Genomic DNA, 22,904 nt, shown 5'->3' with positions numbered 1-22,904 from the left:
CGCGCGGCGTGGGCGGGGGCTGCTTTTTTTTTTTAACCCCCCCCCCCCCGGGGGGGGCGCCGGCGGGGGGGGGGGGGCGGGGGGGGGGGGGCCCCCCCCCCCCCCCCGGCCGCGTTGTCAGTGGCGCGGTGCACCATGTGGGCATGAGCGTGAGCATCGACATCGTGGGGCTGCGGCCGGAGAGGCTGGCCGTCGTGCCCTCCCCCTTGGCCGAGCTCGGTATGGCGCTGCACGCGCTGTCGGAGCCGGGGCACCATCCGGGCCTGCAGGGCTGGGTGACGAGTGTGACGGCCCGGCTGGACTCTCATCTGGCGGACCGGATGTGCGAGGCCGACTTCCTGTGGCGGACGACGTTCTCGGACCTGTTCCTCCCCTTCGCCGGCGTCCCGGGCGGCTGCACCATGCCGGGTGCCACGCTCGCCGAGGACCTGGATCTGCTGGACAAGCTCACGGACGAGCAGTTCGTGGACGCCGCGCTGGAGTTCACCTGCGCGCTTCCGTACGCCACGCCGGCGCCCGACGTACTGGCCGACGCGGAGCTGCAGCGGCGTGCGCTGGAGCTGGCCGCCGCGCGCGGGCCGCAGCAGTTGCGGTTCGGACAGCGGCTGCTGGAGGATCCGCCGCGCATCCGGGCCTGGCTGCGGCAGTTCCTGGAGGACTGCGACGAGGCGTTCTTCGCGGACGCGTGGTCCCGGCTGCGCCACCAGCTGACGGCGGACGCCCGCCACAAGACCGACCTTCTGCGGCACAAGGGGCTGACCGAGGCGCTGACCGCGGTGTCCCCCGCGGTGAGCGTCGACGAGACCGCCGGAAGGATCACCATCGACAAGCTGCGCCAGGGTCACACGGTCATCAAGGAGAGCAGCCTGCTGCTGGTGCCGACGAGCCTGGGCTGGCCCCATCTGATGGTGCTGCACCGGCACGCCTGGCAGCCGGTGCTGCACTACCCGGTCGGCTCCCCCGGCCTCGCCGCGCCGCCCTCCGTCGACCAGCTGACCCTGCGGATGACCGCCCTGTCCCACCCGGTGCGGATGCAGCTGTGCCGCAACCTCGCCCGCAGCACCTACACCACCAGCGAACTCGTGCAGATCCACGGCATGACCGCGCCCGAGATATCCCGGCACCTGAGCGTCCTCAAGAAGGCGGGCCTGATCACCACCCGCCGCCGGGGCCGGTACGTCCTGCACCAGCTGGACGTCACCGCGGTGGCGCGGCTGGGCAGCGACTTCCTCGAAGCGCTCCTGAGATGACCGCCGTTCGAAGACGGTCATTCGTGGACGGCCGTTCGAAGACGGCCGTTCGTAGACGGGCATTCGTAGACGGGCATTCGTAGACGGCCGTTCAAGCCGTCGGCGACCGGTCGATCCGAGGGCGACCGATCTGACGACGGCTCAGTCGAACCGGATGTGCCTGATCCCGACCCCCACCTGCCGCGCCCGCGTCCGCAACGCGCCCTCGTTGTTCGGCCGCAGCCGCAGCCCGGCCAGGACGGCGATCCGGTCCGCCGTCTTCGGCACGGTCGAGTGGTCCGTCCACAGATGCTCGGCGAACTCCGGCTCGCGCAACCGCTCCAGACAGTGGTCGAGCTGCTGTACGGCCCAACTCTCCCGGCGCAGCCCCGCGTTCTTTCCGCCGACGTACTGAAGGAGGTGCCCGAAGCCGCGCTCGCGCAGCCGCTTCAGCACGGTCTCGCGCTCGGCGAGAAGGGTGAAATGGCGTACGTCATGGCCGAGTTCGCGCAGCCGGCCGACCGTCTCGGCGAAGTAGTCGGAGTTGGTGACCGTCATGGGGGCGATCACCACGCCGTCGTGCTTGGTGAGGGCGAGGTCGAGTACCTCGACGACGCCCTGCCGCCAGGAGGTCAGGTCCTGGAAGTCGCCGCGCAGTCCGGGCGGGAGCGTGCGCCGCAGGCCGAAGCCGGCGTGCTCGGGGTCGCAGATGACGCTGCCGCGCAGCCGGCGCCGGATCTCGTGTGCGGTCTGTGTCTTGCCGCCCCCGAAGGGGCCGTTGATCCACAGGAGCATGCGCAGACCCTAGTGGGCACCGGTCACGCCGGGGTCACGCCCCCGCGAGGCGTCAGCCGTGCCCGCCGGCCCGCACCAGCCCCGTCTCGTACGCCAGGACGACCACCTGCACCCGGTCACGCAGCCCCAGCTTGGTCAGGATGCGGCCCACATGGGTCTTCACGGTCGCCTCGGACAGCACCAGCCGGGCCGCGATCTCCCCGTTGGACAGCCCCTGGGCGACCAGCACCATGACCTCGCGCTCGCGGTCGGTGAGCCGCTCCAGCTCCTTGTGCTGGGGCTCCGTGCCGCCGGACGGCAGCATGGGCGCGAACCGGTCCAGCAGGCGCCGGGTGGTGGACGGGGCGACCACCGCGTCGCCGCTGTGCACCGAGCGGATGGCGGCTAGGAGCTCGCCGGGCGGCACGTCCTTGAGCATGAAGCCGGACGCGCCCGCCTTCAGCCCGGAGAAGGCGTACTCGTCGAGGTCGAACGTGGTCAGGATGAGCACCTTGGGCGGCTCGGCCTCCGAGCAGATGCGGCGGGTGGTCTCCACACCGTCCAGCTTCGGCATGCGCACGTCCATCAGCACCACGTCGACCGCGGTCGAGCGCAGCACCTGGAGGGCCTCGACGCCGTCGCCCGCCTCCGCGACGACCTCCATGTCCGGCTGGGCCGCGAGCACCATCCGGAACCCGGTGCGCAGCAGCACCTGGTCGTCGACGAGCATCACGCGGATCGTCATCGGGGTCCTCTTCCGTGTCTTTCGTATCCGTCTACAAGGCCGTTACAGGTGTCAACAAGGGGCATGCCGAGGCATCAGTGTGCTGGCTTGAGCGGCAGCAGCGCACTGATGCGGAATCCTCCGCCCGGACGCGGCCCCGCGTCCAGGGTGCCGCCCACCATGCCGACCCGCTCGCGCATACCGATCAGGCCGTGCCCCCGGCCGTCGGCGCCGCCCTCCTCGTACAGCTCGTGCGGGGCGCCCTTGCCGTCGTCCTCCACGAGCAGGCCGAGGCCGTCGTCGAAGTAGACCAGACGCACGCTCGCGCCCGCGTTGGGCCCGCCGTGTTTGCGCGTGTTGGTGAGCGCCTCCTGCACGATGCGGTACGCCGTCAGCTCGACGCCGCTGGGCAGCGGGCGCGGGGTGCCCTCGACCTTGAAGTCGACCGGCAGACCGGAGGTGCGGCACTGCTGGATGAGGTCGTCGATCTGCTCGACGTCGGGCTGCGGCACGTACTCGCCGCTCTCCTGGTGCTCGCCGGTGCGCAGGACGCCCAGCAGGCGGCGCATCTCGGCGAGGGCCTGGCGGCCGGTGGAGGAGATGGTCTCCAGGGCCTTCTTGGCCTGGTCGGGCGCGGCGTCGAGAACGTAGGCGGCGCCGTCGGCCTGCACCACCATCACGGAGACGTTGTGCGCGACGACGTCGTGGAGCTCGCGCGCGATCCGGGCGCGTTCGGCGGCGACCGCGACCTTGGCCTGCGCCTCGCGCTCCTTTTCGAGCCGGGTCGCGCGCTCCTCCAGCTGTTCGTAGTAGGCGCGACGGGTGCGGATCGAGTCACCGAGCACCCAGGCGAGCGCGAACGGCACCGTCAGGAAGATCACCAGGGCGATATTGCCCAGGACGCTGGAGTCGCGCTCCGGCCAGCGCAGCTGTGCCAGTGGCGCCGCGCACAGGCCGGCGCCCAGCGCGAGCCAGGAGGCCCAGCGCGCGCCGGTCGCGGCGACGGTGTAGACGATCACCAGGAAGGCGAAGTTGGCGGGTGTGGTCGCCACGTTCAGCGCCAGCTGCACCAGCCCCACGCCGATGGCCAGCAGCAGCATCTTCTCCGGCATCCGCCGGCGCAACGCGATCACCAGGCACAACAGCAGGACGACCGGGATGATGGCCGCCTCGGAGTCGGTGCCCGAGAGGTCCTGTCCGGCTTCCTCCCGGACGGACACGGTGACCGCGGAGATCCCGAGGAGGAAGACGGCCCAGAAGCCGTCGACCCATGTCGGGTGCCTGCGGATGAAGTCATAAAGGCGCTGCACGTAACCCAGCGTAGGGAAGCGAGATGCGTGCAGGGGTCAACCGGAGGGCCGATCCGCACCACCCACGCGTACTCCGCAAGGTGGAGGCTGCCTTCCTCTCTGCGCTTAGCCTGGCCGGGTGACAGCAGAGGCGACGGGCGAATGGCGTGGGTGGCGTGCGGCGGCGGAGGGCGCCCTCTACGGGCCGGACGGCTTCTACCGGCGCCCCGAGGGCCCGGCCGGCCACTTCCGGACGTCCGTGCACGCGTCGCCCCTCTTCGCGGGTGCCGTGGCCCGGCTGCTGTGCCGGGTCGACGAGGCCCTGGGCCGCCCCGCCTCCCTCGACTTCGTCGACATGGCGGCCGGACGGGGCGAACTGGTCACCCGTGTACTGGCCGCGCTCCCCGCCGACGTGGCGGTACGCACGCGTGCGTACGCCGTGGAGATCGCCGACCGCCCCGAACCCCTCGATCACCGGATCGAGTGGCTGCCCCACCGCCCGAAGGGGATCACGGGCCTGCTCTTCGCCAACGAGTGGCTGGACAACGTCCCGGTGGACATCGCGGAGGTGGACTCCACCGGCGTACCGCGCGAGGTCCTCGTACGACGGGACGGCACCGAACGTCTCGGGGAGCCGCTGTCCGGGGCGGAGGCGCAGTGGCTGGCGCGCTGGTGGCCACTGGGGCGCACACAGGCAGCGGGGGGCGTGGGCGGCGACCCGTCCGCCGAAGGCGCCCATTCCGCCGAAGACGTCTCGTCCGCCGAAGGTGCGCGGGCCGAGATCGGCCTGCCTAGGGACGAGGCCTGGGCCGCCGCCGTCGCGACGCTGGACCGGGGTCTGGCGGTCGCCGTGGACTACGCGCACACGGCGGCGACACGACCCCCCTTCGGCACCCTCACCGGCTTCCGCGAGGGCCGCGAGACGTCACCGGTCCCGGACGGGTCGTGCGACATCACGGCTCACGTGGCGCTGGACGCGTGCGCGCTGCCCGGAGCGCTCCTGCTGCCCCAGCGCGAGGCCCTGCGCACCCTGGGCATCACGGGTGCGCGCCCCCCGCTGGAGCTGGCCTCGACCCGCCCGGCGGAGTATGTACGGGCCCTGGCGACGGCGGGCGAGGCCGCCGAGCTGACGGCGAGCGGCGGGCTGGGAGACTTCGGCTGGCTGATGCAGCCAGTTGGAATTCCAAACGTACTGGCGGACTGACACGCCGCCCCTTTGCCGCACCGTCTCCTTGCCGCGCCGTCTCCTTGTCGCGCCGCCTACTTGTCGATGTCCCCCACCACGAAGAACATCGACCCGAGAATCGCCACCATGTCCGCGACCAGCGTCCCCGGCAGCAGCTCGACCAGCGCCTGGATGTTGTTGTAGGACGCCGACCGCAGCTTCAGCCGGTACGGCGTCTTCTCGCCCTTGCTGACGAGGTAGTAGCCGTTGATGCCGAGCGGATTCTCGGTCCACGCGTACGTGTGGCCCTCGGGGGCCTTCAGCACCTTGGGAAGCCGCTGGTTGATCGGCCCGGGCGACAGCTCGGCGAGACGGTCGAGGCAGGCGTCGGCGAGGTCGAGCGCGTTGTGGGTCTGCTCCAGCAGGCACTCGAAGCGGGCGAGGCAGTCGCCCTCGTCCCGGGTCACGACCCTGAGCACGTCGCCCAGCTCGCCGTAAGCGAGGTAGGGCTCGTCGCGCCGCAGATCGAAGTCCACGCCGGAGGCGCGCGCGATCGGCCCGCTCACGCCGTAGGCGTGCACGGTGCCCGGCGGGAGGGTGCCCACGCCCCGCGTACGCCCCCGGAAGATCTCGTTGCCGAGGACCAGGTCGTCGAACCGGTCCATGCGGGAGCGCACGTCGGCGACGGCGGCACGCGCACGCGTGGTCCACCCGGCCGGCAGGTCCTCCTTCAGGCCTCCGACCCGGTTGAACATGTAGTGCATACGCCCACCGGAGACCTCCTCCATCACATGCTGGAGTTCCTCCCGCTCCGTGAAGGCGTAGAAGATCGGCGTGATCCCGCCCAGCTCCAGCGGGTACGAGCCCAGGAACATCAGGTGGTTGAGCACCCGGTTCAGCTCGGCGAGCAGGGTCCGTGTCCACACGGCCCGCTCGGGCACCTCCATGCCGAGCATGCGCTCGACGGCGAGGACGACGCCCAGCTCGTTGGAGAAGGCCGACAGCCAGTCGTGGCGGTTGGCGAGCATGATGATCTGCCGGTAGTCGCGCGCCTCGAAGAGCTTCTCCGCGCCGCGGTGCATGTACCCGATCACCGGCTCGGCGCTCACGATGCGCTCGCCGTCCAGCACGAGCTTGAGGCGCAGCACGCCGTGCGTGGACGGGTGCTGGGGCCCGATGTTGAGCACCATGTCGGTGCTCTCCGCGGCGCCGCCGATACCGACCATGGTCTCCGTGGTGGGAGTCATGGACACAGTCTCCCCTACGTACGCTGGCCTCATGGAGACGGGGAGCCAAGAGAACACGGACACGGCGGGGGACGAGCGGGCAGGGGCCGGCCCGGGGTGGACCGGGCTGCCGCCGGGCCTGCTCCGTATGCGCCGCCTGTTGCTGGTGGTGTGGCTGGGCCTGCTGGCGATCGGCCTGGGCCTGCTGCTGGGGCTGCTCGCCGCGCCGGCCTGGGCGGCCTTCGCGGTGCTGCCCCTCGCGCTGATGGCATGGGGCTGGGTGATGCTGGGCCGCAACTGGCGGTCGTGGCGCTACGCCGAGCGCGCCGACGACCTGCTGATCAGCCGGGGCGTGCTGTGGCGCGAGGAGACGGTCGTGCCGTACGGCCGCATGCAGCTGGTCGAGGTGACCTCGGGCCCCGTGGAGCGCCACTTCGGCCTGGCCAGCGTGCAGCTGCACACGGCGGCCGCGGCCACCGACGCCACGATCCCCGGCCTGGACCCGGCGGAGGCGGAACGGCTGCGGGACCGGCTCACCGAGCTGGGCGAGGCACGATCGGCGGGCCTGTGACGACGCCCGGCGTCGACGGCGCCGCCGTACGCGCAGAGCGCCCCCTGACCGAACGCCGTCTGCACCCCGTGACACCGCTGAGGCGAGCGTGGGCCCCGGTGGCGGTCCTGATCGGCTGGGCGGCACACGACCCTGACCAGGCCCAGCGCCAGCTCACCCGGCTCACCACGACCACCCTCCTGCTCGCACTGGCCGCACTGATCCCCGCCGCCGCCCTGTACGGCTTCCTCACCTGGTGGTTCACCCACTTCGCGGTGACCGACACCGAACTGCGCATCCGCACCGGCCTGCTGTTCCGGCGCACCGCGCACATCCGGCTGGAACGCATCCAGGCCATCGACGTCACCCAGCCGCTCCTCGCGCGCGTGGCGGGCGTGGCGAAGCTGAAACTCGACGTCATAGGCACCGACAAGAAGGACGAACTGGCTTTCCTGGGCGCGGAGGAGGCACGCACACTCCGCGCGGAACTCCTCGCACGAGCCGCCGGTTTCGCCCCCGAGACGGCCCACGAGATAGGCGAGGCGCCGTCCCAGGAACTCCTGCGGGTACCCCCGGCCGTCCTGGCCGCCTCCCTCGCCCTCACCGGCGCGACCTGGGGAACGCTGGCCGCCGCCGTGGCCGTACCGACGATCCTCTGGCTGGTGACGGAGAGCGCGTGGACGGTCCTGGCGACCGCGATCCCGCTGTTCGGCGCGGCGGGGGCCAGCAGCGTGGGACGTTTCGTCACCGAGTACGACTGGACGCTGGCCGAGTCGCCCGACGGACTCCGTATCGACCACGGGCTCCTCGACCGCGCCCACGAGACGGTGCCACCCGGTCGTGTCCAGACCGTCCGGCTCGTCGAACCGCTCCTCTGGCGCCGGCGCGGCTGGGTGCGTGTGGAGCTGAACGTGGCGGGCTCCGCCAACTCCGTCCTGCTCCCGGTGGCCCCGCGCGAGGTGGCCGAGTCGGTCATAGCGCGCGTACTGCCCGGAGTGACCGTCCCCCCGCGCACCTCCCTCACCCGGCCGCCTCGCCGTGCGGCCCGGTGCGTACCGCTCTGGTGGCGCGGCTACGGCCTGACCGTCACGGACGCGGTCTTCGCCGCCCACACCGGCCTTCTCCGCCGGAGCCTCGCCCTGGTCCCCCACGCGAAGGTCCAGAGCGTACGGCTCACTCAGGGCCCCTGGGAGCGGCTGTGGGGCGTGGCCGACGTCCACGTGGACACGGGAGCCAACAAGACGGTGACGGCCCGCCTGCGGGACGCCACGGAGGCGCGGGAACTGCTGCACGCACAGGCGGAGCGGTCACGCACGGGGCGCAGGGACGCACTGCCGGATCGCTGGATGGCCTGAGGCGGGGTGCCGCAGGCATCCCGCCCCGGTCGCGCCTCGACCGCGTCCCGGCCGCGCCGCGACCGCCGTCAGGAAACCGCGCTACGCAGCCCCTGCACGTCGATCTGTTCCGTCTCGTCGTGCGCGGTCAGGTCGATGACCTGGCCGATCCCCCGGGACTCCGCGTCCGCCGGCTTGAACTCCGCCTCGGACTCGGCCTTGTGGAGGGCGAGGGCCTCCTGACCGACGACGTCGGCGAGGTCCTCGTTCTGGACGGACTCCAGCGCGGACGGCCCCGCCGCCCCCGCCTTCGTACCGAAGAAGTCGAAGCCCCCCTCGACCAGCGGACGCCGCGCGGGCGTCCCCGGCACGACGGCCACAGCGGTCGGCTCGATGAAGTGCCCCGCGGGCTGCGCCTTGGCGACCGTGCCTGCCGTGGTGTGGGCGGCCGCGTGCTCATGCCCGTCGGCCGCCACGGGCTTCCCCTGCGCTTCGTCCTCCAGCGCGGGTTCCGCCCCGGCCCCGCCGACGGCCTCCGCCGCTGCCTCTGCGGCGCCCGACCCGTCCGTCACGGCTTCCTTGCCGGAAGGCCGGTCACCGGAGGGCCGGTCACCGGAAGGCCCGTCGCCCCTCGGCGGATCGTTCTTCGGCGGTTCGTCGGTCGGAGACTCCTCCTTGGAGGACTCGCCCTTCGCGAGCTCGCCACCCTCCGACAGCTCGCCGCTCTCCGTGGACTCACCGTCCGTCGAGAGGTCGCCGTCCGTCGAGAGGTCGCCGTCCGTCGAGAGCTCGCCGTCCTCCGAGAGCTCACCGCCCTCCAAGGAGTCCTCCTCGAACCGCGCCAACGCCGCCTTGGCCCGCAGGAACAGCCGCGACCCCTCGGGCGAGAAGGCCGCCGGGACAGGAGCCGCCACCGTCTCCTCTGCAGTCTCGGCCTCAGCAGCCTCGACCTCCGCGCCCTCGGTCTCCGCGCCCTCGGCAGGGGCAGCCACAGCCCCCGGCGGCAACGCGCGCGCAGGTGCGGCCGCCTCTATCTCCAGAACCCGCCGCTCCTCAAGCACGCTCGCCCGCTCGGTCTCCGCCGTGGCGTACCGCCGCAACAGCGCCGCATGCTCGTTCCGCAGCCCCGCGAGCTCCGCCCGCTTGGCCCGCAGCCGCTGCTCCAGCTTCACCCGAAGCTCGCGCGACTCCTCAAGATCGGTCTCCAGCTCGGCGACCCGCTCCTCGTAACGCCACTCGTCGCTCGCACGCGCGCGCGTGAGGTCGGCGACCTTCTTGCCGGCCTGTGTGTCCCAGCGGCGCATGACGACCCCACCGACGACCGCCGTCGTCGCGGCGGCCGCGGCCAGGCCGCGCAGCACCATTGCCTCGGAGAACACCCATGGGGCGAAAGCACAGACGACAGAGACGCCTGCGATCGCCGACGGGGGCAGCAGCCGGTGCAAGGGCGGGGAATGGCGGTGACGTCCACGTGGCATGGCCAGAAACTTACCGCGCGTAGGCGAATCTTGTTGCCCCGCCCCGTAAAAAGACAGCCATCCCGAGTCGTTCACACGGCATCAGGAATCAGATCCGACCTCGAATTAACCAGGAACCAAGATCAAAAAGCGCTACGGCGAGCCCCTTCAGGCCCTGTCACCTGCCGCTCAACCGCCCGCTGACCCACTCCAGCGTCGCCGGAATCTCGCGCCGCCAGGTGTTGAAGTTGTGCCCCCCGCTTTCGAGGATGATCGAGGAGATCCGCGTCCGCTTCGTGGCCTTCACACGGTCAATGAACTTCAGCGTGTCCTTGTAGTTGGATTCTCCAACTTTGCTGCTGCTGACGAGCAGTGAGGTGTCCGGCGCCGGCTTGTGCTTGAGGTACCACCACAGGTTCGCGCGATTGCGCAGTTCCTTGTCGCCCTGGAAGAGATCGCCCGTCGTGGCGTCGATCGGCGCCTTGTAGTACGGGGAAAGCCCGACCCCCGCCGCGTACACCCCGGGATGGTGCATGGCGAGCTTCAACGCGCAGTAACCCCCGGTGGAGTCACCGATGATGCCCCAGCTGCGGGCTCCGCCGCCCACCCGGTAGTGCCCGCCCACGGCTTCGGGCAGGTCCTTGGCGAAGAACGTCTCGGTCTGCGGCCCACGCGGAACGTCCACGCACTCGGTGTCCCGCGGCGGCGCCACGGTCGGCCGCATCATCACCAGGATCATCGGCTGCATACGGCCCTCCCCGGCGAGCCGCGCGGCCGTCTGCGGATAGTCCAGCTTGTTCACCAGCGCCTGCGCCGTACCGGGATACCCGGTCAGGACGACGGCCGCCGGGAACGTACGCGTGCGGTATTCCGGCTGAAAGTACTCGGGCGGCAGATAGACGAACGCGGGCGTCGCGATGTGGGTCGTACGGCCCACGATGTCGACCTTCTGGATCTGACCGCCCACCTGCGGCCGCAGACCCCCCGCCCCCGGCACCCGCCGGGTGTCGACGACCCGCAGCGGCCCGCTCGCCGCCGTGTGGTCCACGACGACGCCCTGGTCCTTCTCCTGCCCGAACAGGTCGGCCCAGCTGGCGTAGAACCCGAAGGCCTGGTTGGCGGCGAGCCCGACCGCCATGAAGAGCGCCAACTGCGTGGAGAGCAGCAGCCCGACCCGGCCGGCGACGGCCCGCCAGCGACGCCGCGCCAGCCGTGGCCACAGCCACACCGTGCCGACGAACAGCCCTACGGCGGCGAGAACCGCCAGCGCCAGCACCTTGTCGCTCGTGAGACCCATCGATGGTTACCTGTCCGCACTTTCCGCCCGAATCGCGGCCGCAGACCCCCTGCGCACGCGTCGCCTCCCCCGCTCCTTCGCGAGGGCTTGCCCCGGACTTTCCTTGGCCTTTGAAACGGTTTTGGGGAGCTGAGTGAACCTCTCCCCTCAAGACACCGTCCTAGAGGGCGCAATGTCGCCGGATGCCCGAATCGGCACCGGATCCAAGGTCTCTCGCAGAACTATTGGGATGCGATGTCTGTCAGGACAGATGTGGAAATGTCGGGCAAGGTTCCTCAACAATCGAACCAGGTTTCGAGCCGGGTGGGTCAGCGGACGAGCCGTGTTCGGCACCTGCTGCGCGGCCCGCGCCCCGAAGCCGTTCCCGCGCTCGTCGGTCGGGCCTGCGCCCTGGTCGGCCTGCTGGACATCGCCGCGGGCGTCTTCCCGCGCTTCCGGCACAGCCGTATGCACGCCATCGCCGAGGTGCTGCCGGGCTCGTTCGGCCCGTTCGCGGCGGCGCTGTCGCTCAGCGCGGGTGTGCTGTTGCTGCTGCTCGCACACGGCCTCAAGCGCGGCAAGCGGCGGGCCTGGCGTGCCGCCGTCGTGCTGCTCCCGGCCGGGGCCGTGGCGCAGTTCCTGTACCGCCACTCCTTCATCGGCGTGCTCATCTCGATCGTGCTGCTCACGGCGCTGGTGCGCCATCGCGATCAATTCTCGGCCCTGCCCGACCCGCGCAGCCGGTGGCGCGCGCTGGCCAACTTCGTCCTCATGGGCGCCGGTTCGCTCGCCCTCGGGCTGCTCATCGTCAGCGCCCACCCCAAGACGCTGATCGGCGACCCGAGCCTGGCCGACCGCATCGCGCACGTCATCTACGGACTGTTCGGCTTCGAGGGACCGGTCGACTACGCGGGCAACACCTCCTGGACGGTCGCCTTCTCCCTGGGCGCCCTCGGCTGGATCACCGCGGTCACCACGATCTACCTGGCCTTCCGCCCCGAACACCCCGCCGCCCGCCTCACCGAGGACGACGAGGTGCGCCTGCGCGGCCTGCTCGCCAGGCACGGCGGCCGCGACTCCCTCGGCCACTTCGCGCTGCGCCGCGACAAGGCCGTCGTCTTCTCGCCCAGCGGCAAGGCGGCGGTGACGTACCGCGTCGTCTCCGGCGTGATGCTCGCCAGCGGCGACCCCATCGGCGACGTCGAGGCCTGGCCGGGCGCCATCGAGCGCTTCATGGACGAGGCCAAGGCCCACTCCTGGACCCCGGCCGTCATGGGCTGCTCCGAGACCGGCGCCGAGGTGTGGACCCGCGAGACCGGGCTCGACGCCCTCGAACTGGGCGACGAGGCGGTGGTGGACGTCCCGGATTTCTCGCTCGCCGGCCGCGCGATGCGCAACGTACGTCAGATGGTCAAGCGCATCGAGCGCGCCGGTTACGAGACCCGCGTACGTCGTGTCCGTGACCTCGGCGAGACCGAGCTGGAGCGCATCCGGCAGGCCGCGGAGGACTGGCGCGGCACCGACACCGAGCGCGGCTTCTCCATGGCGCTGGGCCGCGTCGGCGACCCGTCCGACGGCGACTGCCTCATCGCCACCGCCCACAAGGCCGACGACGAGCCCGGTCCGTACGGCGACCTGAAGGCGATCCTCCACTTCGTGCCCTGGGGCACCGACGGTGTCTCGCTGGACCTGATGCGCCGCGACCGCTCCGCCGACCCCGGCATGAACGAACTCCTCATCGTGGCCGCCCTCCAGGCCGCCCCGAAGTTCGACATCGCGCGCGTGTCCCTCAACTTCGCCATGTTCCGCTCGGCCCTGGCACGCGGCGAGAAGATCGGCGCGGGACCGGTACTGCGCGCCTGGCGGGGCCTGCTGGTGTTCCTCTCCCGCTGGTTCCAGATCGAGTCCCTGTACAAGTTCAACGCCAAGTTCCAGCCCCGCTGGGAGCCCCGCTTCGTGGTCTACCGCGCCTCCGGCGACCTGCCCCGCCTCGGCTTCGCCGCCATGCAGGCGGAGGGCTTCGTGAACCTGGCCCTGCCCCTCCCCCGCTTCCTGCGCCGCCGCCGCACCGCACCCCGCCCGTGCGCCCACCAGGTGGCGGAGCGCGAGATGCGCGCGGCCTGACAAGGCGGCCTGACAAGGTCGTGGAACGGAAGGTCCACGCAGCCTGACAAGGTCGGGCAACGCAAGGTCCACGCGGCCCGAACAGGACGCGGAACGAAAGATCCACGCGCCATAACCGCGCCAAACCGAAGCAGGCCCGAGCGGAAGCCGATCCCGCCCCCGTCCCAAGGCTTCCGCCCGGGCCGCGGCACGTGGCGACCCCTGCTTGGGCCTACGCTGAACGTATGAGCAAGCAGAGCGGACGCGGGCGCGTCGCGGGCCTTCCGGGGTGGGACCGGTGCGCGGTCATGGGAGTCGTCAACGTGACCCCCGACTCGTTCTCCGACGGCGGCCGCTGGTTCGACACCACGTCCGCCGTCAAGCACGGCCTCGCCCTCGTCGAGGAGGGCGCCGACCTGGTCGACGTCGGCGGCGAGTCCACCCGCCCCGGCGCCACCCGGGTCGACGAGGACGAGGAACTGCGCCGCGTCATCCCGGTCGTCCGCGGCCTCTCCTCCGAGGGCGTCACGGTCTCCGTCGACACCATGCGCGCCTCCGTCGCCGAGCAGGCCCTCGCCGCCGGCGCCGCCCTCGTCAACGACGTCAGCGGCGGTCTCGCCGACCCCGCGATGATCCCGGCCGTCGCGGACGCCGGCGCCCCCTTCGTCGTCATGCACTGGCGCGGCTTCCTCCAGGGCGGGAACGTCAAGGGCGGGTACGACGACGTCGTCGCCGAGGTCGTCCACGAACTGCACGCGCGCGTGGAGGCCGTGCTGGCCGGCGGCATCGCCCCCGACCGCATCGTCGTGGACCCCGGCCTCGGCTTCTCCAAGGACGCCGAGCACGACCTCGTCCTCCTCGCCCACCTCGACCGCCTGCTCGGCCTCGGCCACCCGCTGCTCGTCGCCGCCTCCCGCAAGCGGTTCCTCGGCCGCGTCCTCGCCGGGCCGCAGGGCGCGCCGCCGCCCGCCCGGGAGCGCGACGCCGCCACGGCCGCCGTCTCGGCGCTCGCGGCACAGGCCGGCGCGTGGGCGGTGCGCGTGCACGAGGTGCGTGCCACGGCGGACGCGGTGCGGGTCGCCCGCGCCATCGAGGAAGCGCGCGGCGCCACCGCAGACTCACCCGGCGCGCGGACCGCACCCGAGCGCGACGGCGCACACGGCGCTGAAGGAGCCCGGTGAGCGCCCCCCACACCGACGTGGAACAGGTGGAAGCCGCCAACACCGCCTTCTACGAGGCCATGGAGCGCGGCGACTTCGAGGAGCTCTCCTCGCTCTGGCTCACCCCGACCGACCTGGGCGTCGACGAGAGCTACCACGACCCGGCCGACGCCGGCGTGATCTCCTGTGTGCACCCCGGCTGGCCGGTGCTCACCGGACGCGGCGAGGTCCTCAGGTCGTACGCCCTCATCATGGCGAACACCGACTACATTCAGTTCTTCCTCACCGATGTGCATGTCTCCGTCACCGGCGACACCGCCCTGGTGACCTGCACCGAGAACATCCTCAGCGGCGGCCCCGCCCCGGAGGGCGGCGACGAGCTCGGCCCGCTGGTGGGCCAGCTGGTCGTCGCCACGAACGTGTTCCGGCGCACCCCCGCCGGCTGGAAGATCTGGTCCCACCACGCCTCACCCGTTCTGGCCGAAAACGACGAGGAAGAGAGCGACGGCACCCCCTCCTGAGTGGGTAGTCGCCCCATAGGGACGACCACGGGGACGGACCGCGGAAACCACCGGGAGACCACGGGACGACGCCCGCGAGCCACCCGCAGGAGGGCCCGCGGGACCCCGCCGGGCCCAAGAAGTGGTTGGAATCACGCCACCCCGGGTAGGGGCGGCTACCAACCCATGAGCCACCGGGTTCCCCAGGGGAAACACTCGATGAATCCTCCTGGGCCCGGACCGGACCCACGCCCCCGTGGCCCGGCCCTGTCAGTGCCCGCAGGTAGATTCGTTCGAGGCCGGTGTGCCGCCCGCACGCGGCAGCGACCGGCCGTCACCGACGATTGCAGGAGTGATTCGCGTGGATCGTGTCGCGCTGCGCGGCCTGAAGGCCCGCGGGCACCACGGGGTGTTCCCCAAGGAACGCGAGGAGGGCCAGACCTTCATCGTGGACCTCGTCCTGGGCCTGGACACCCGGCCTGCCGCCGCCGACGACGACCTGGCGAAGACCGTGCACTACGGCATCGTGGCGGAGGAGGTCGTGGCCGTCGTCGAGGGCGAACCGGTCAACCTCATCGAGACGCTCGCCGAACGCATCGCCCAGGCCTGTCTGAAGCACGAAGGGGTCCACGAGGTCGAGGTCACCGTCCACAAACCGGACGCGCCGATCACGGTCCCCTTCGACGACGTGACCGTCACCATCACCCGGAGCCGAGTATGACTGCACCCTTCCTCAAGGGCCCCAGCGACCCGACCGTACAGCCGGTACCCGCCTCCGTCGTCGATCAGGTCGACGCCGCCGACACCACCCTCAGCAACCCCAAACGGGCCGTGATCTCCCTCGGCGCCAACCTGGGCAACCGCCTGGAGACCCTCCAGGGTGCCGTCGACGCACTGGAGGACACCCCGGGCGTCCGCATCAAAGCCGTGTCCCCCGTGTACGAGACGGAGCCGTGGGGCGTCGAGCCGGGCACCCAGCCCTCCTACTTCAACGCGATCGTCGTCCTCAAGACCACACTCCCCCCGTCCTCCCTGCTGGAGCGGGCGCACGCGGTCGAGGAGGCCTTCCACCGGGTCCGGGGCGAGCGCTGGGGCGCCCGCACCCTCGACGTCGACATCGTCGCCTACGCCGATGTCGTCTCCGACGACCCGATCCTCACCCTCCCCCACCCCCGCGCCCACGAACGCGCCTTCGTCCTCGCCCCCTGGCACGACGTCGAACCCCAGGCACAGCTTCCGGGCCGCGGCCCGGTGGCCGACCTCCTGGCCGGCATCGCCCTCGAAGGCATCGCAGCCCGCGCGGACCTGGAACTCCAGCTGCCCGAATAGTCGTTAAGGTCAAGACGACACCGTCCATGGGGACCCGGGGGAGCTGAAGGAACACTGTGAGAGAGCTGCGCATCAGGATGCTGGCAGGCGTGTTCATCGTCGCCGGCATCCTGTCCTGGGCGGGCGCCCGCCTCTGGAACTCCGTCGGGACCCTGCCCAGCGTCCCCCTGGCCGCCCCCATCGTCCTCGCCCTGATCGCCGTGGTGCTCCTGTCCACGGCGATCTCGATCCGCGCCCGCCTCAAGGCCCAGCGCGAACGACGCCCCGAGGCCAAGGGCGTCGACCCCCTGATGGCCGCCCGAGCGGTCGTCTTCGGCCACGCCAGCGCCCTGGTCGCCGCCCTCGTCGCCGGCATGTACGGCGGCACCGGCGTCTTCCTCCTGGAATACCTCGACATCCCCGCCCGCCGCGACCAGGCCATCTACGCCGGCTTCGCGGTCCTGGCCGGCATCGCCGTCATAGTGGCCGCGATCTTCCTGGAGCGCGTGTGCAAGCTGCCGGAGGACGACGAACACGACGGGGCTGGGACAGCGCCGACGGTGTAGCGCGGGATCAGCGCCCGGGGCGTCAGCGGGCCATGATGAGGCTCATCGCCTCGTTGCGGGTCGCCGCGTCCCGCAGCTGACCGCGCACCGCCGACGTTATGGTCATCGCGCCGGGCTTGCGGATGCCGCGCATCGACATGCACATGTGCTCGCACTCCACGACGACGATCACGCCACGCGGCTCCAGAATCTCCATGAGCGAGTCGGCGATCTGCGTGGTGAGTCGTTCCTGCACCTGCGGACGGCGGGCGTAGACGTCCACCAGCCGGGCCAGCTTGGACAGCCCGGTGATCTTGCCGGAGGTGGCCGGAATGTATCCGACGTGAGCGACGCCCCGAAACGGGACCAGATGATGCTCACAGGTGCTGTACACCTCGATGTCCTTCACGAGCACCATCTCGTCATGCCCGATGTCGAACGTGGTCGTCAGCACCTGCTCAGGCTCCTGCCACAGCCCCGCGAAGATCTCCTTGTACGCCCGCGCCACCCGCGCCGGCGTCTCCCTGAGCCCCTCGCGGTCCGGGTCCTCGCCGACCGCGATCAGCAGTTCGCGTACGGCGTTCTCGGCGCGCTTCTCGTCGAACTCACCGATGCGGCCCTCGCCGTCAAGCGTCACGGGGTCGGTCATGTGGTGCCTCGTTCCTTCGCGGGTGGCGCGTGTGGGTCACGCGTCTGAACTCCTGGCATACGAAAATGCCGCGCCCCCCAGGCTAAAACCAGGGGGGCGCGGCATCCATTCCGGGCCCGGTGAGGCCACCGGGGTGGGGCGTCAGTTCTCGGGACGCTCCTCGGGGGCCGGCTCGGTCGCCGGGGCGGGCTCCGTCACCGTCGACTTGGCGGTGCTGATCGCCGGGGTCGCGCCGTTGGCGCCGTTCGTCAGTGCGAGCTCCTTGGGGGAGAGCACCGGCGGACGGGTGGACGGCGTACGGCGGGAGGAGCCGGTCCAGGCGGGCCGGGGCGGGCGCTTGACGATGGGGGCGAAGACCTCGGCGATCTCCTCCTTGCCCAGCGTCTCCCGCTCCAGCAGTGCGAGCACGAGGTTGTCGAGGACGTCGCGGTTCTCGACCAGGATCTCCCAGGCCTCGTTGTGCGCCGTCTCGATGAGCTTCTTGACTTCCTCGTCCACCAGCGCGGCGACCTCTTCCGAGTAGTCGCGCTGGTGAGCCATCTCACGTCCGAGGAACGGCTCGGTGTTGTCGCCGCCGAACTTGATGGCGCCGAGACGCTCGGTCATGCCGTACTGCGTGACCATCGCGCGGGCCGTGGCCGTGGCCTTCTCGATGTCGTTCGCGGCGCCCGTGGTCGGGTCGTGGAAGACGAGCTCCTCGGCCGCACGGCCGCCCAGCATGTAGGCCAGCTGGTCCAGCATCTCGTTGCGGGTGGTGGAGTACTTGTCCTCGTCCGGCAGGACCATGGTGTAGCCGAGAGCGCGGCCGCGGGACAGGATCGTGATCTTGTGGACCGGGTCGGAGTTCGGGGAGGCCGCCGCGACCAGGGCGTGTCCGCCCTCGTGGTACGCGGTGATCTTCTTTTCCTTGTCCGACATGATCCGGGTCCGCTTCTGCGGGCCCGCCACGACGCGGTCGATGGCCTCGTCCAGCATCTGGTTGTCGATCAGCTTCTTGTCCGAGCGGGCGGTCAGCAGCGCCGCCTCGTTCAGGACGTTCGACAGGTCCGCGCCCGTGAAGCCCGGCGTGCGGCGGGCGACCGCCGACAGGTCGACGTCGGGGGCGACCGGCTTGCCCTTCTGGTGGACCTTGAGGATCTCCAGACGGCCCTGCATGTCCGGGCGGTCGACCGCGATCTGGCGGTCGAAGCGGCCGGGGCGCAGCAGAGCCGGGTCGAGGATGTCGGGCCGGTTCGTGGCGGCGATCAGGATCACGCCGCCCTTCACGTCGAAGCCGTCCATCTCGACGAGCAGCTGGTTCAGGGTCTGCTCGCGCTCGTCGTGACCGCCGCCGAGGCCGGCGCCGCGATGGCGGCCGACCGCGTCGATCTCGTCGACGAAGACGATGGCCGGGGCGTTCGCCTTGGCCTGCTCGAACAGGTCACGGACTCGGGAGGCACCGACACCGACGAACATCTCGACGAAGTCGGAACCGGAGATCGAGTAGAAGGGGACGCCCGCCTCGCCGGCGACTGCGCGCGCGAGGAGCGTCTTACCGGTACCGGGAGGCCCGTAGAGCAGTACGCCCTTGGGGATCTTGGCGCCGACGGCCTGGAACTTGGCCGGCTCCTGGAGGAACTCCTTGATCTCGTGGAGCTCCTCGACGGCCTCGTCCGAGCCCGCGACGTCCGAGAACGTCGTCTTGGGGGTGTCCTTGGTGATGAGCTTCGCCTTGGACTTCCCGAAGTTCATGACCCGGGAGCCGCCGCCCTGCATCTGATTCATCAGGAACAGGAAGACGACCACGATGAGGACGAAGGGCAGCAGGGAGAGCAGGATGCCGACGAACGGGTTCTGCTTCGACGGCGAGACCGTGTAGCCGTCGGGGATCTGCTTCTGCTGGAACTTGTTCTGCAGCGTGTTGGCGATGTCCACGCCCTGGTCGCCGATGTAGGACGCCTGGATCTTGGTGGAGCCCTCGACCTTTTCGCCGTCCTTGAGCTGGGCCTTGACGGTCTGTTCGTCGCCGGTGGTCAGCTTGACCGACTCGACCTTGTTCTCATTGATCGCCTGAATGACCTGGCCGGTGTCCACCGTCTTGTAGCCGCCGGACGAGCCGACGACCTGCATCAACACGACCACGGCAAGGACGGCCAGCACGATCCACATGACCGGCCCACGGAAGTATCGCTTCACGTCCATCCATACGGAGCGGTGTCGCCCCGTCCCTCCTGCCATAGTGAGTTTGATAAGACAGTTCTTCTGACGGTACCCCAGCTTCGGCGCCCGTAGCCGCACGGGCGGGCCAGCAAGCCCGTCTGCATGCTCCAACGCCGCGAGGCCCGCCGGGGTTCCCGATCTTCGTACGGGGCTTGGTCCCTTCGGGTCCGGTTCTCCGGACCGTCGGAGTCAGCCGCCGTAGACGTGAGGCGCGAGCGTACCGACGAATGGAAGGTTGCGGTACTTCTCGGCGTAGTCGAGGCCGTAGCCGACGACGAACTCGTTGGGGATGTCGAAGCCGACCCACTCCACCTCGATGGCGACCTTGGCGGCGTCCGGCTTGCGCAGCAGGGTGCACACCTTGAGGGACTCCGGCTCGCGGGAGCCGAGGTTGGACAGCAGCCACGACAGGGTCAGGCCGGAGTCGATGATGTCCTCGACGATCAGGACGTGCTTGCCCTTGATGTCGGTGTCGAGGTCCTTGAGGATCCGCACGACACCGGAGGACTGGGTGCCGGCGCCGTACGACGACACGGCCATCCAGTCCATGGTGACGGGGGTGGACAGTGCCCGGGCGAGGTCGGCCATGACCATCACCGCGCCCTTGAGGACGCCGACGATGAGCAGGTCCTTGCCCTCGTACTCCGCGTCGATCTTCGCGGCCAGCTCGGCGAGCTTGGCGTCGATCTCTTCCTTGGTGATGAGTACCTGCTTGAGGTCGGCACCCATGTCTTTCGCGTCCACCCGCATCACTTTCGGTCGTCCCACCGGCTCTTCCCGGCCGCTCTTACGACCCGTGTGAGGGGCCGGTGGGAGGTCCGGTTTCAGCCTTGCCGAATCACCAGTCTGCCACCCTGGCGCTGGGCCACGACTTTGCCGGGGAGATTGATGGCTCCCTGACCGCGCCAGCCGGTGATCAGGCGGTCGACTTCCTCGATGTGGCGGGCGAACAGCGCGCCGGCGGGCGCCCCGGCCTCGATGGCGGCGCGGCGCAGGATCCGGCGGCGTACGGCGGGCGGCAGCGCGTACAGCTTCGCGCACTCCAGGAGACCGGCCGAGTCGCGTACGGCGGTCTCGGCCTGGCTGGCCCAGGCGTCGAGGGCGTCGGCGTCGTCGCGGGAGAGCTGGGCCGTGCGGGCGAGGGCCTCCACGACGCCTTTGCCGAGGGCCTTCTCCAGGGCGGGCAGGCCTTCCTGGCGCAGCCGCGACCGGGTGTACGCGGGATCGGAGTTGTGGGGGTCGTCCCAGACCGGGAGGGACTGGACCATGCAGGCCTTGCGGGCGGTCTGCCGGTCGAGCTGGAGGAAGGGGCGCCGGTAACGGCCGTCGGCCCCCGAGACCGCGGCCATTCCGGACAGGGAGCGGATGCCGGAGCCGCGGGCGAGGCCGAGCAGGACGGTCTCGGCCTGGTCGTCGCGGGTGTGTCCGAGCAGGACGGCGAGGGCGCCGTGGCGCAGGGCCGCGGCGTCGAGGGCGGCGTAGCGGGCGTCGCGGGCGGCTGCCTCGGGGCCGCCTTCGCGGCCCACGGTCACGGCGATGGACTCGACCGGGTCGAGGCCGAGTTCGCGCATGCGCAGGACGACTTCCTCGGCGCGCAGGTCGGAGCCGGGCTGGAGACCGTGGTCGACGGTGACGGCGCCGGCGCGGATGCCGAGTTTGGGGGCTTCGAAGGCGAGTGCGGAGGCGAGGGCCATGGAGTCGGCGCCGCCGGAGCATGCCACGAGCACGAGCGGGGAGGGGGGGCGCTCGTGCGGGGTGGTGCGCGTGGGCTCCTGCGGGGTCGCGCGGGGGAGCTCGTACGACGGCTCGTGTGCCGTGCGGTGGCCGACCGCGGCGCGTGCGGGGTGGTACGCGGCGGTGGCGAACGTGGTGGCCGCGGACGCCACTGCGGGCGCCATCGGCTGTGCCAGGTGCGGCGCCTCGTGGGAGGCCGCGCGCCGGCTGCCGGGCGCTGGTGCGTCGGTGGTGCGGCTGTGCTCGGTGAGGATGTCGTGGAGGACGCGGCGGACCGCCAGGCGTATCGCCGCGACCGCAGGATGGGGACCCATGTCCGGTTCCCTTCATGAAGTTGTCGGGGGGTGAGTCCGAGTCGGTCACTCAGAGTGTGTAGATGGTGACAGAACCGGGCCGTTCCCCGAGCATTGCACGCCTACCCATGGCTCACGGTCCCTCGGACGGGTGATTGCAGGGGCGTTCGACTGCCGTCGGCCGGATTCGGTTCACGACCTTCGTATGAGATGCACGACTCGGCGCGTGATTCACGACTCTGCCTTGCGATGCACCCGCGAGACCCAGTCCGCCGGTTTGGCGATCTCGGCCTTGGTGGGGAGGGTGTTCGGGGACGTCCACACGCGGTTGAAGCCGTCCATGCCGACCTGGTCGACGACGGCCCGCACGAAGCGTTCGCCGTCGCGGTACTGCCTGAGTTTGGCGTCCAGACCGAGCAGTTTGCGCAGGGCCATGTCCAGCCTTGAGGCGCCCTTGGCGCGCCGCTGCTGGAACTTCTCGCGGATCTCGCCGACGGACGGCACGACGGACGGGCCGACGCCGTCCATCACGAAGTCGGCGTGGCCCTCCAGGAGTGACATCACGGCGGTGAGGCGGCCGAGGATCTCCCGCTGGGCCGGGGTCTGCACGAGTTCGACGAACGAGCGTCCGCCGTCGTCCTCCTCGGCCTCGGGCCGGCTGCCGGCCAGCGACTGCGCGGCCTCGCGGATGCGTTCCAGGACGGTCATGGGGTCGACGTCGGTCTCTCCCAAGAAAGACTGGATTTCGCCCTCCAGGTGGTCCCGCAGCCAGGGCACCGCGCTGAACTGCGTGCGGTGGGTCTCCTCGTGCAGGCACACCCACAGGCGGAAGTCGTGGGGGTGTACGTCGAGTTCGCGCTCCACATGGACGATGTTCGGGGCGACGAGCAGGAGGCGGCCGCCGCCACTCGGCGAATCAGGGGAGCCGCCGGCGGGGAGCTCACGGGTGGCGGGGGCGAATGTCTCGTACTGGCCGAGGACGCGGGAGGCCAGGAAGGACAGCAGCATGCCGAGTTCGACGCCGGTGACCTTGCCGCCGACGGCGCCCAGGACCGCGCCGCCGGTACTGCTGCCGCGGCGCTCCTGCATCTTTTCGAGCAGGGGCTTGAGGATCTGGCGGAACCCCGCGACGTTCGCGCGGACCCAGCCGGGGCGGTCCACGACGAGGACGGGGGTGTCGTGGGTGTCCTCCGTGCCCATACGAGTGAAGCCCCGGACGTGTTCCTCCGAGGCTTTGGCGTGTCGGCGCAGCTCGGCGACGACGGCCCTGGCCTCGTCGCGGCTCACCTCGGGGCCCGGCCGTACGAGCCGGGTCGCGGTCGCCACCGCGAGATTCCAGTCGACCATCTCGGCACCACCGATGCTCGTCATGTGTCAACCGTACGTGAG

General features: G+C 70.9%; 21 protein-coding genes. 10 read left to right on the top strand and 11 right to left on the bottom strand.

Annotated features, from left to right (window positions below; genetic code table 11):
- Window positions 1-143 precede the first annotated feature (143 nt).
- On the top strand, window positions 144-1,250 hold the full coding sequence (locus ACFWYS_RS14350; protein ID WP_384767292.1) for a DUF5937 family protein: 1,107 nt from the start codon (window positions 144-146) through the stop codon (window positions 1,248-1,250).
- Window positions 1,251-1,391: 141 nt separating this feature from the next.
- Here the strand turns inward: ACFWYS_RS14350 and ACFWYS_RS14345 are convergent, their stop codons facing one another.
- From ACFWYS_RS14345 to ACFWYS_RS14335, 3 genes are all read right to left on the bottom strand, one after another.
- Entirely contained in the window at window positions 1,392-2,024 is a 633-nt protein-coding gene (locus ACFWYS_RS14345; RefSeq protein WP_384767289.1) for an AAA family ATPase, read from the bottom strand.
- 52 nt (window positions 2,025-2,076) lie between these two features.
- Window positions 2,077-2,748: a response regulator gene (locus tag ACFWYS_RS14340; RefSeq protein ID WP_384767286.1), complete on the bottom strand. Its 672-nt coding sequence runs from the start codon at window positions 2,746-2,748 to the stop codon at window positions 2,077-2,079.
- A gap of 74 nt (window positions 2,749-2,822) precedes the next feature.
- Window positions 2,823-4,037: a sensor histidine kinase gene (locus ACFWYS_RS14335; protein ID WP_384767284.1), complete on the bottom strand. Its 1,215-nt coding sequence runs from the start codon at window positions 4,035-4,037 to the stop codon at window positions 2,823-2,825.
- A gap of 118 nt (window positions 4,038-4,155) precedes the next feature.
- On the opposite strand from ACFWYS_RS14335, the gene ACFWYS_RS14330 reads away from it, so the two are divergent.
- On the top strand, window positions 4,156-5,220 hold the full coding sequence (locus ACFWYS_RS14330; protein WP_384767281.1) for an SAM-dependent methyltransferase: 1,065 nt from the start codon (window positions 4,156-4,158) through the stop codon (window positions 5,218-5,220).
- Window positions 5,221-5,276: 56 nt separating this feature from the next.
- Here ACFWYS_RS14330 and ACFWYS_RS14325 read toward each other — a convergent pair whose 3' ends face one another.
- Complete coding sequence (locus tag ACFWYS_RS14325) at window positions 5,277-6,428, bottom strand: NADH-quinone oxidoreductase subunit D (protein WP_384767278.1); 1,152 nt, start codon at window positions 6,426-6,428, stop codon at window positions 5,277-5,279.
- A gap of 31 nt (window positions 6,429-6,459) precedes the next feature.
- On the opposite strand from ACFWYS_RS14325, the gene ACFWYS_RS14320 reads away from it, so the two are divergent.
- Together ACFWYS_RS14320 and ACFWYS_RS14315 are read left to right on the top strand one after the other, a co-directional pair.
- On the top strand, window positions 6,460-6,978 hold the full coding sequence (locus tag ACFWYS_RS14320; protein ID WP_384767275.1) for a PH domain-containing protein: 519 nt from the start codon (window positions 6,460-6,462) through the stop codon (window positions 6,976-6,978).
- Complete coding sequence (locus tag ACFWYS_RS14315; protein ID WP_384767273.1) at window positions 6,975-8,312, top strand: PH domain-containing protein; 1,338 nt, start codon at window positions 6,975-6,977, stop codon at window positions 8,310-8,312. The genes ACFWYS_RS14320 and ACFWYS_RS14315 overlap by 4 nt, the downstream gene beginning before the upstream one ends.
- Before the next feature lie 68 nt (window positions 8,313-8,380).
- Here ACFWYS_RS14315 and ACFWYS_RS14310 read toward each other — a convergent pair whose 3' ends face one another.
- Both ACFWYS_RS14310 and ACFWYS_RS14305 read right to left on the bottom strand, forming a co-directional pair.
- Window positions 8,381-9,769, bottom strand: a complete 1,389-nt coding sequence (locus ACFWYS_RS14310) for a hypothetical protein (RefSeq protein WP_384767270.1) — start codon at window positions 9,767-9,769, stop codon at window positions 8,381-8,383.
- Window positions 9,770-9,926: 157 nt separating this feature from the next.
- Window positions 9,927-11,045 (bottom strand): alpha/beta hydrolase, encoded by a 1,119-nt coding sequence (locus ACFWYS_RS14305; protein WP_384767267.1) that lies wholly within the window; start codon window positions 11,043-11,045, stop codon window positions 9,927-9,929.
- A gap of 258 nt (window positions 11,046-11,303) precedes the next feature.
- Between ACFWYS_RS14305 and ACFWYS_RS14300 the strand changes: the two genes are divergently transcribed.
- The 6 genes from ACFWYS_RS14300 to ACFWYS_RS14275 all read left to right on the top strand — a co-directional run bounded on the left by ACFWYS_RS14300 (window position 11,304) and on the right by ACFWYS_RS14275 (window position 16,661).
- Complete coding sequence (locus tag ACFWYS_RS14300; protein WP_384767264.1) at window positions 11,304-13,148, top strand: phosphatidylglycerol lysyltransferase domain-containing protein; 1,845 nt, start codon at window positions 11,304-11,306, stop codon at window positions 13,146-13,148.
- 224 nt (window positions 13,149-13,372) lie between these two features.
- Window positions 13,373-14,308: a dihydropteroate synthase gene (folP, locus tag ACFWYS_RS14295; RefSeq protein WP_384767262.1), complete on the top strand. Its 936-nt coding sequence runs from the start codon at window positions 13,373-13,375 to the stop codon at window positions 14,306-14,308.
- Window positions 14,305-14,808, top strand: coding sequence for a nuclear transport factor 2 family protein (locus ACFWYS_RS14290; protein ID WP_384767260.1), 504 nt, complete (start codon window positions 14,305-14,307; stop codon window positions 14,806-14,808). The genes folP and ACFWYS_RS14290 overlap by 4 nt, the downstream gene beginning before the upstream one ends.
- Window positions 14,809-15,148: 340 nt before the next feature.
- Window positions 15,149-15,508, top strand: a complete 360-nt coding sequence (gene folB / locus ACFWYS_RS14285) for a dihydroneopterin aldolase (protein ID WP_384767257.1) — start codon at window positions 15,149-15,151, stop codon at window positions 15,506-15,508.
- Window positions 15,505-16,116, top strand: coding sequence for a 2-amino-4-hydroxy-6-hydroxymethyldihydropteridine diphosphokinase (gene folK, locus ACFWYS_RS14280; RefSeq protein WP_384767254.1), 612 nt, complete (start codon window positions 15,505-15,507; stop codon window positions 16,114-16,116). Before folB ends, folK begins: the two co-directional genes overlap by 4 nt.
- Window positions 16,117-16,172: 56 nt before the next feature.
- A complete protein-coding gene (locus ACFWYS_RS14275) occupies window positions 16,173-16,661 on the top strand; it encodes a DUF3180 domain-containing protein (RefSeq protein ID WP_384767251.1) in 489 nt (162 codons plus the stop codon).
- 22 nt (window positions 16,662-16,683) lie between these two features.
- Here ACFWYS_RS14275 and folE read toward each other — a convergent pair whose 3' ends face one another.
- The 5 genes from folE to ACFWYS_RS14250 all read right to left on the bottom strand — a co-directional run bounded on the left by folE (window position 16,684) and on the right by ACFWYS_RS14250 (window position 22,886).
- Window positions 16,684-17,289, bottom strand: coding sequence for a GTP cyclohydrolase I FolE (gene folE / locus ACFWYS_RS14270; protein WP_272125380.1), 606 nt, complete (start codon window positions 17,287-17,289; stop codon window positions 16,684-16,686).
- A gap of 141 nt (window positions 17,290-17,430) precedes the next feature.
- The gene (ftsH, locus tag ACFWYS_RS14265) at window positions 17,431-19,470 is read right to left on the bottom strand and encodes an ATP-dependent zinc metalloprotease FtsH (protein ID WP_384767247.1); all 2,040 of its coding nucleotides are present in this window, start codon (window positions 19,468-19,470) and stop codon (window positions 17,431-17,433) included.
- Between the two features lie 207 nt (window positions 19,471-19,677).
- Window positions 19,678-20,238 (bottom strand): hypoxanthine phosphoribosyltransferase, encoded by a 561-nt coding sequence (gene hpt, locus ACFWYS_RS14260; RefSeq protein ID WP_384767429.1) that lies wholly within the window; start codon window positions 20,236-20,238, stop codon window positions 19,678-19,680.
- A 74-nt stretch (window positions 20,239-20,312) separates the two neighbouring features.
- On the bottom strand, window positions 20,313-21,536 hold the full coding sequence (gene tilS, locus ACFWYS_RS14255; RefSeq protein ID WP_384767244.1) for a tRNA lysidine(34) synthetase TilS: 1,224 nt from the start codon (window positions 21,534-21,536) through the stop codon (window positions 20,313-20,315).
- Window positions 21,537-21,746: 210 nt separating this feature from the next.
- Window positions 21,747-22,886, bottom strand: coding sequence for a zinc-dependent metalloprotease (locus ACFWYS_RS14250; RefSeq protein ID WP_384767241.1), 1,140 nt, complete (start codon window positions 22,884-22,886; stop codon window positions 21,747-21,749).
- Between the last annotated feature and the right edge of the window lie 18 nt (window positions 22,887-22,904).

The sequence above is a fragment of the Streptomyces sp. NPDC059010 genome, from assembly GCF_042740355.1.
In the GTDB taxonomy this organism is placed as follows: domain Bacteria; phylum Actinomycetota; class Actinomycetes; order Streptomycetales; family Streptomycetaceae; genus Streptomyces.
Note: the sequence above shows the minus strand (reverse complement) of the source record. Positions and strands in the feature narration are given on the sequence as shown.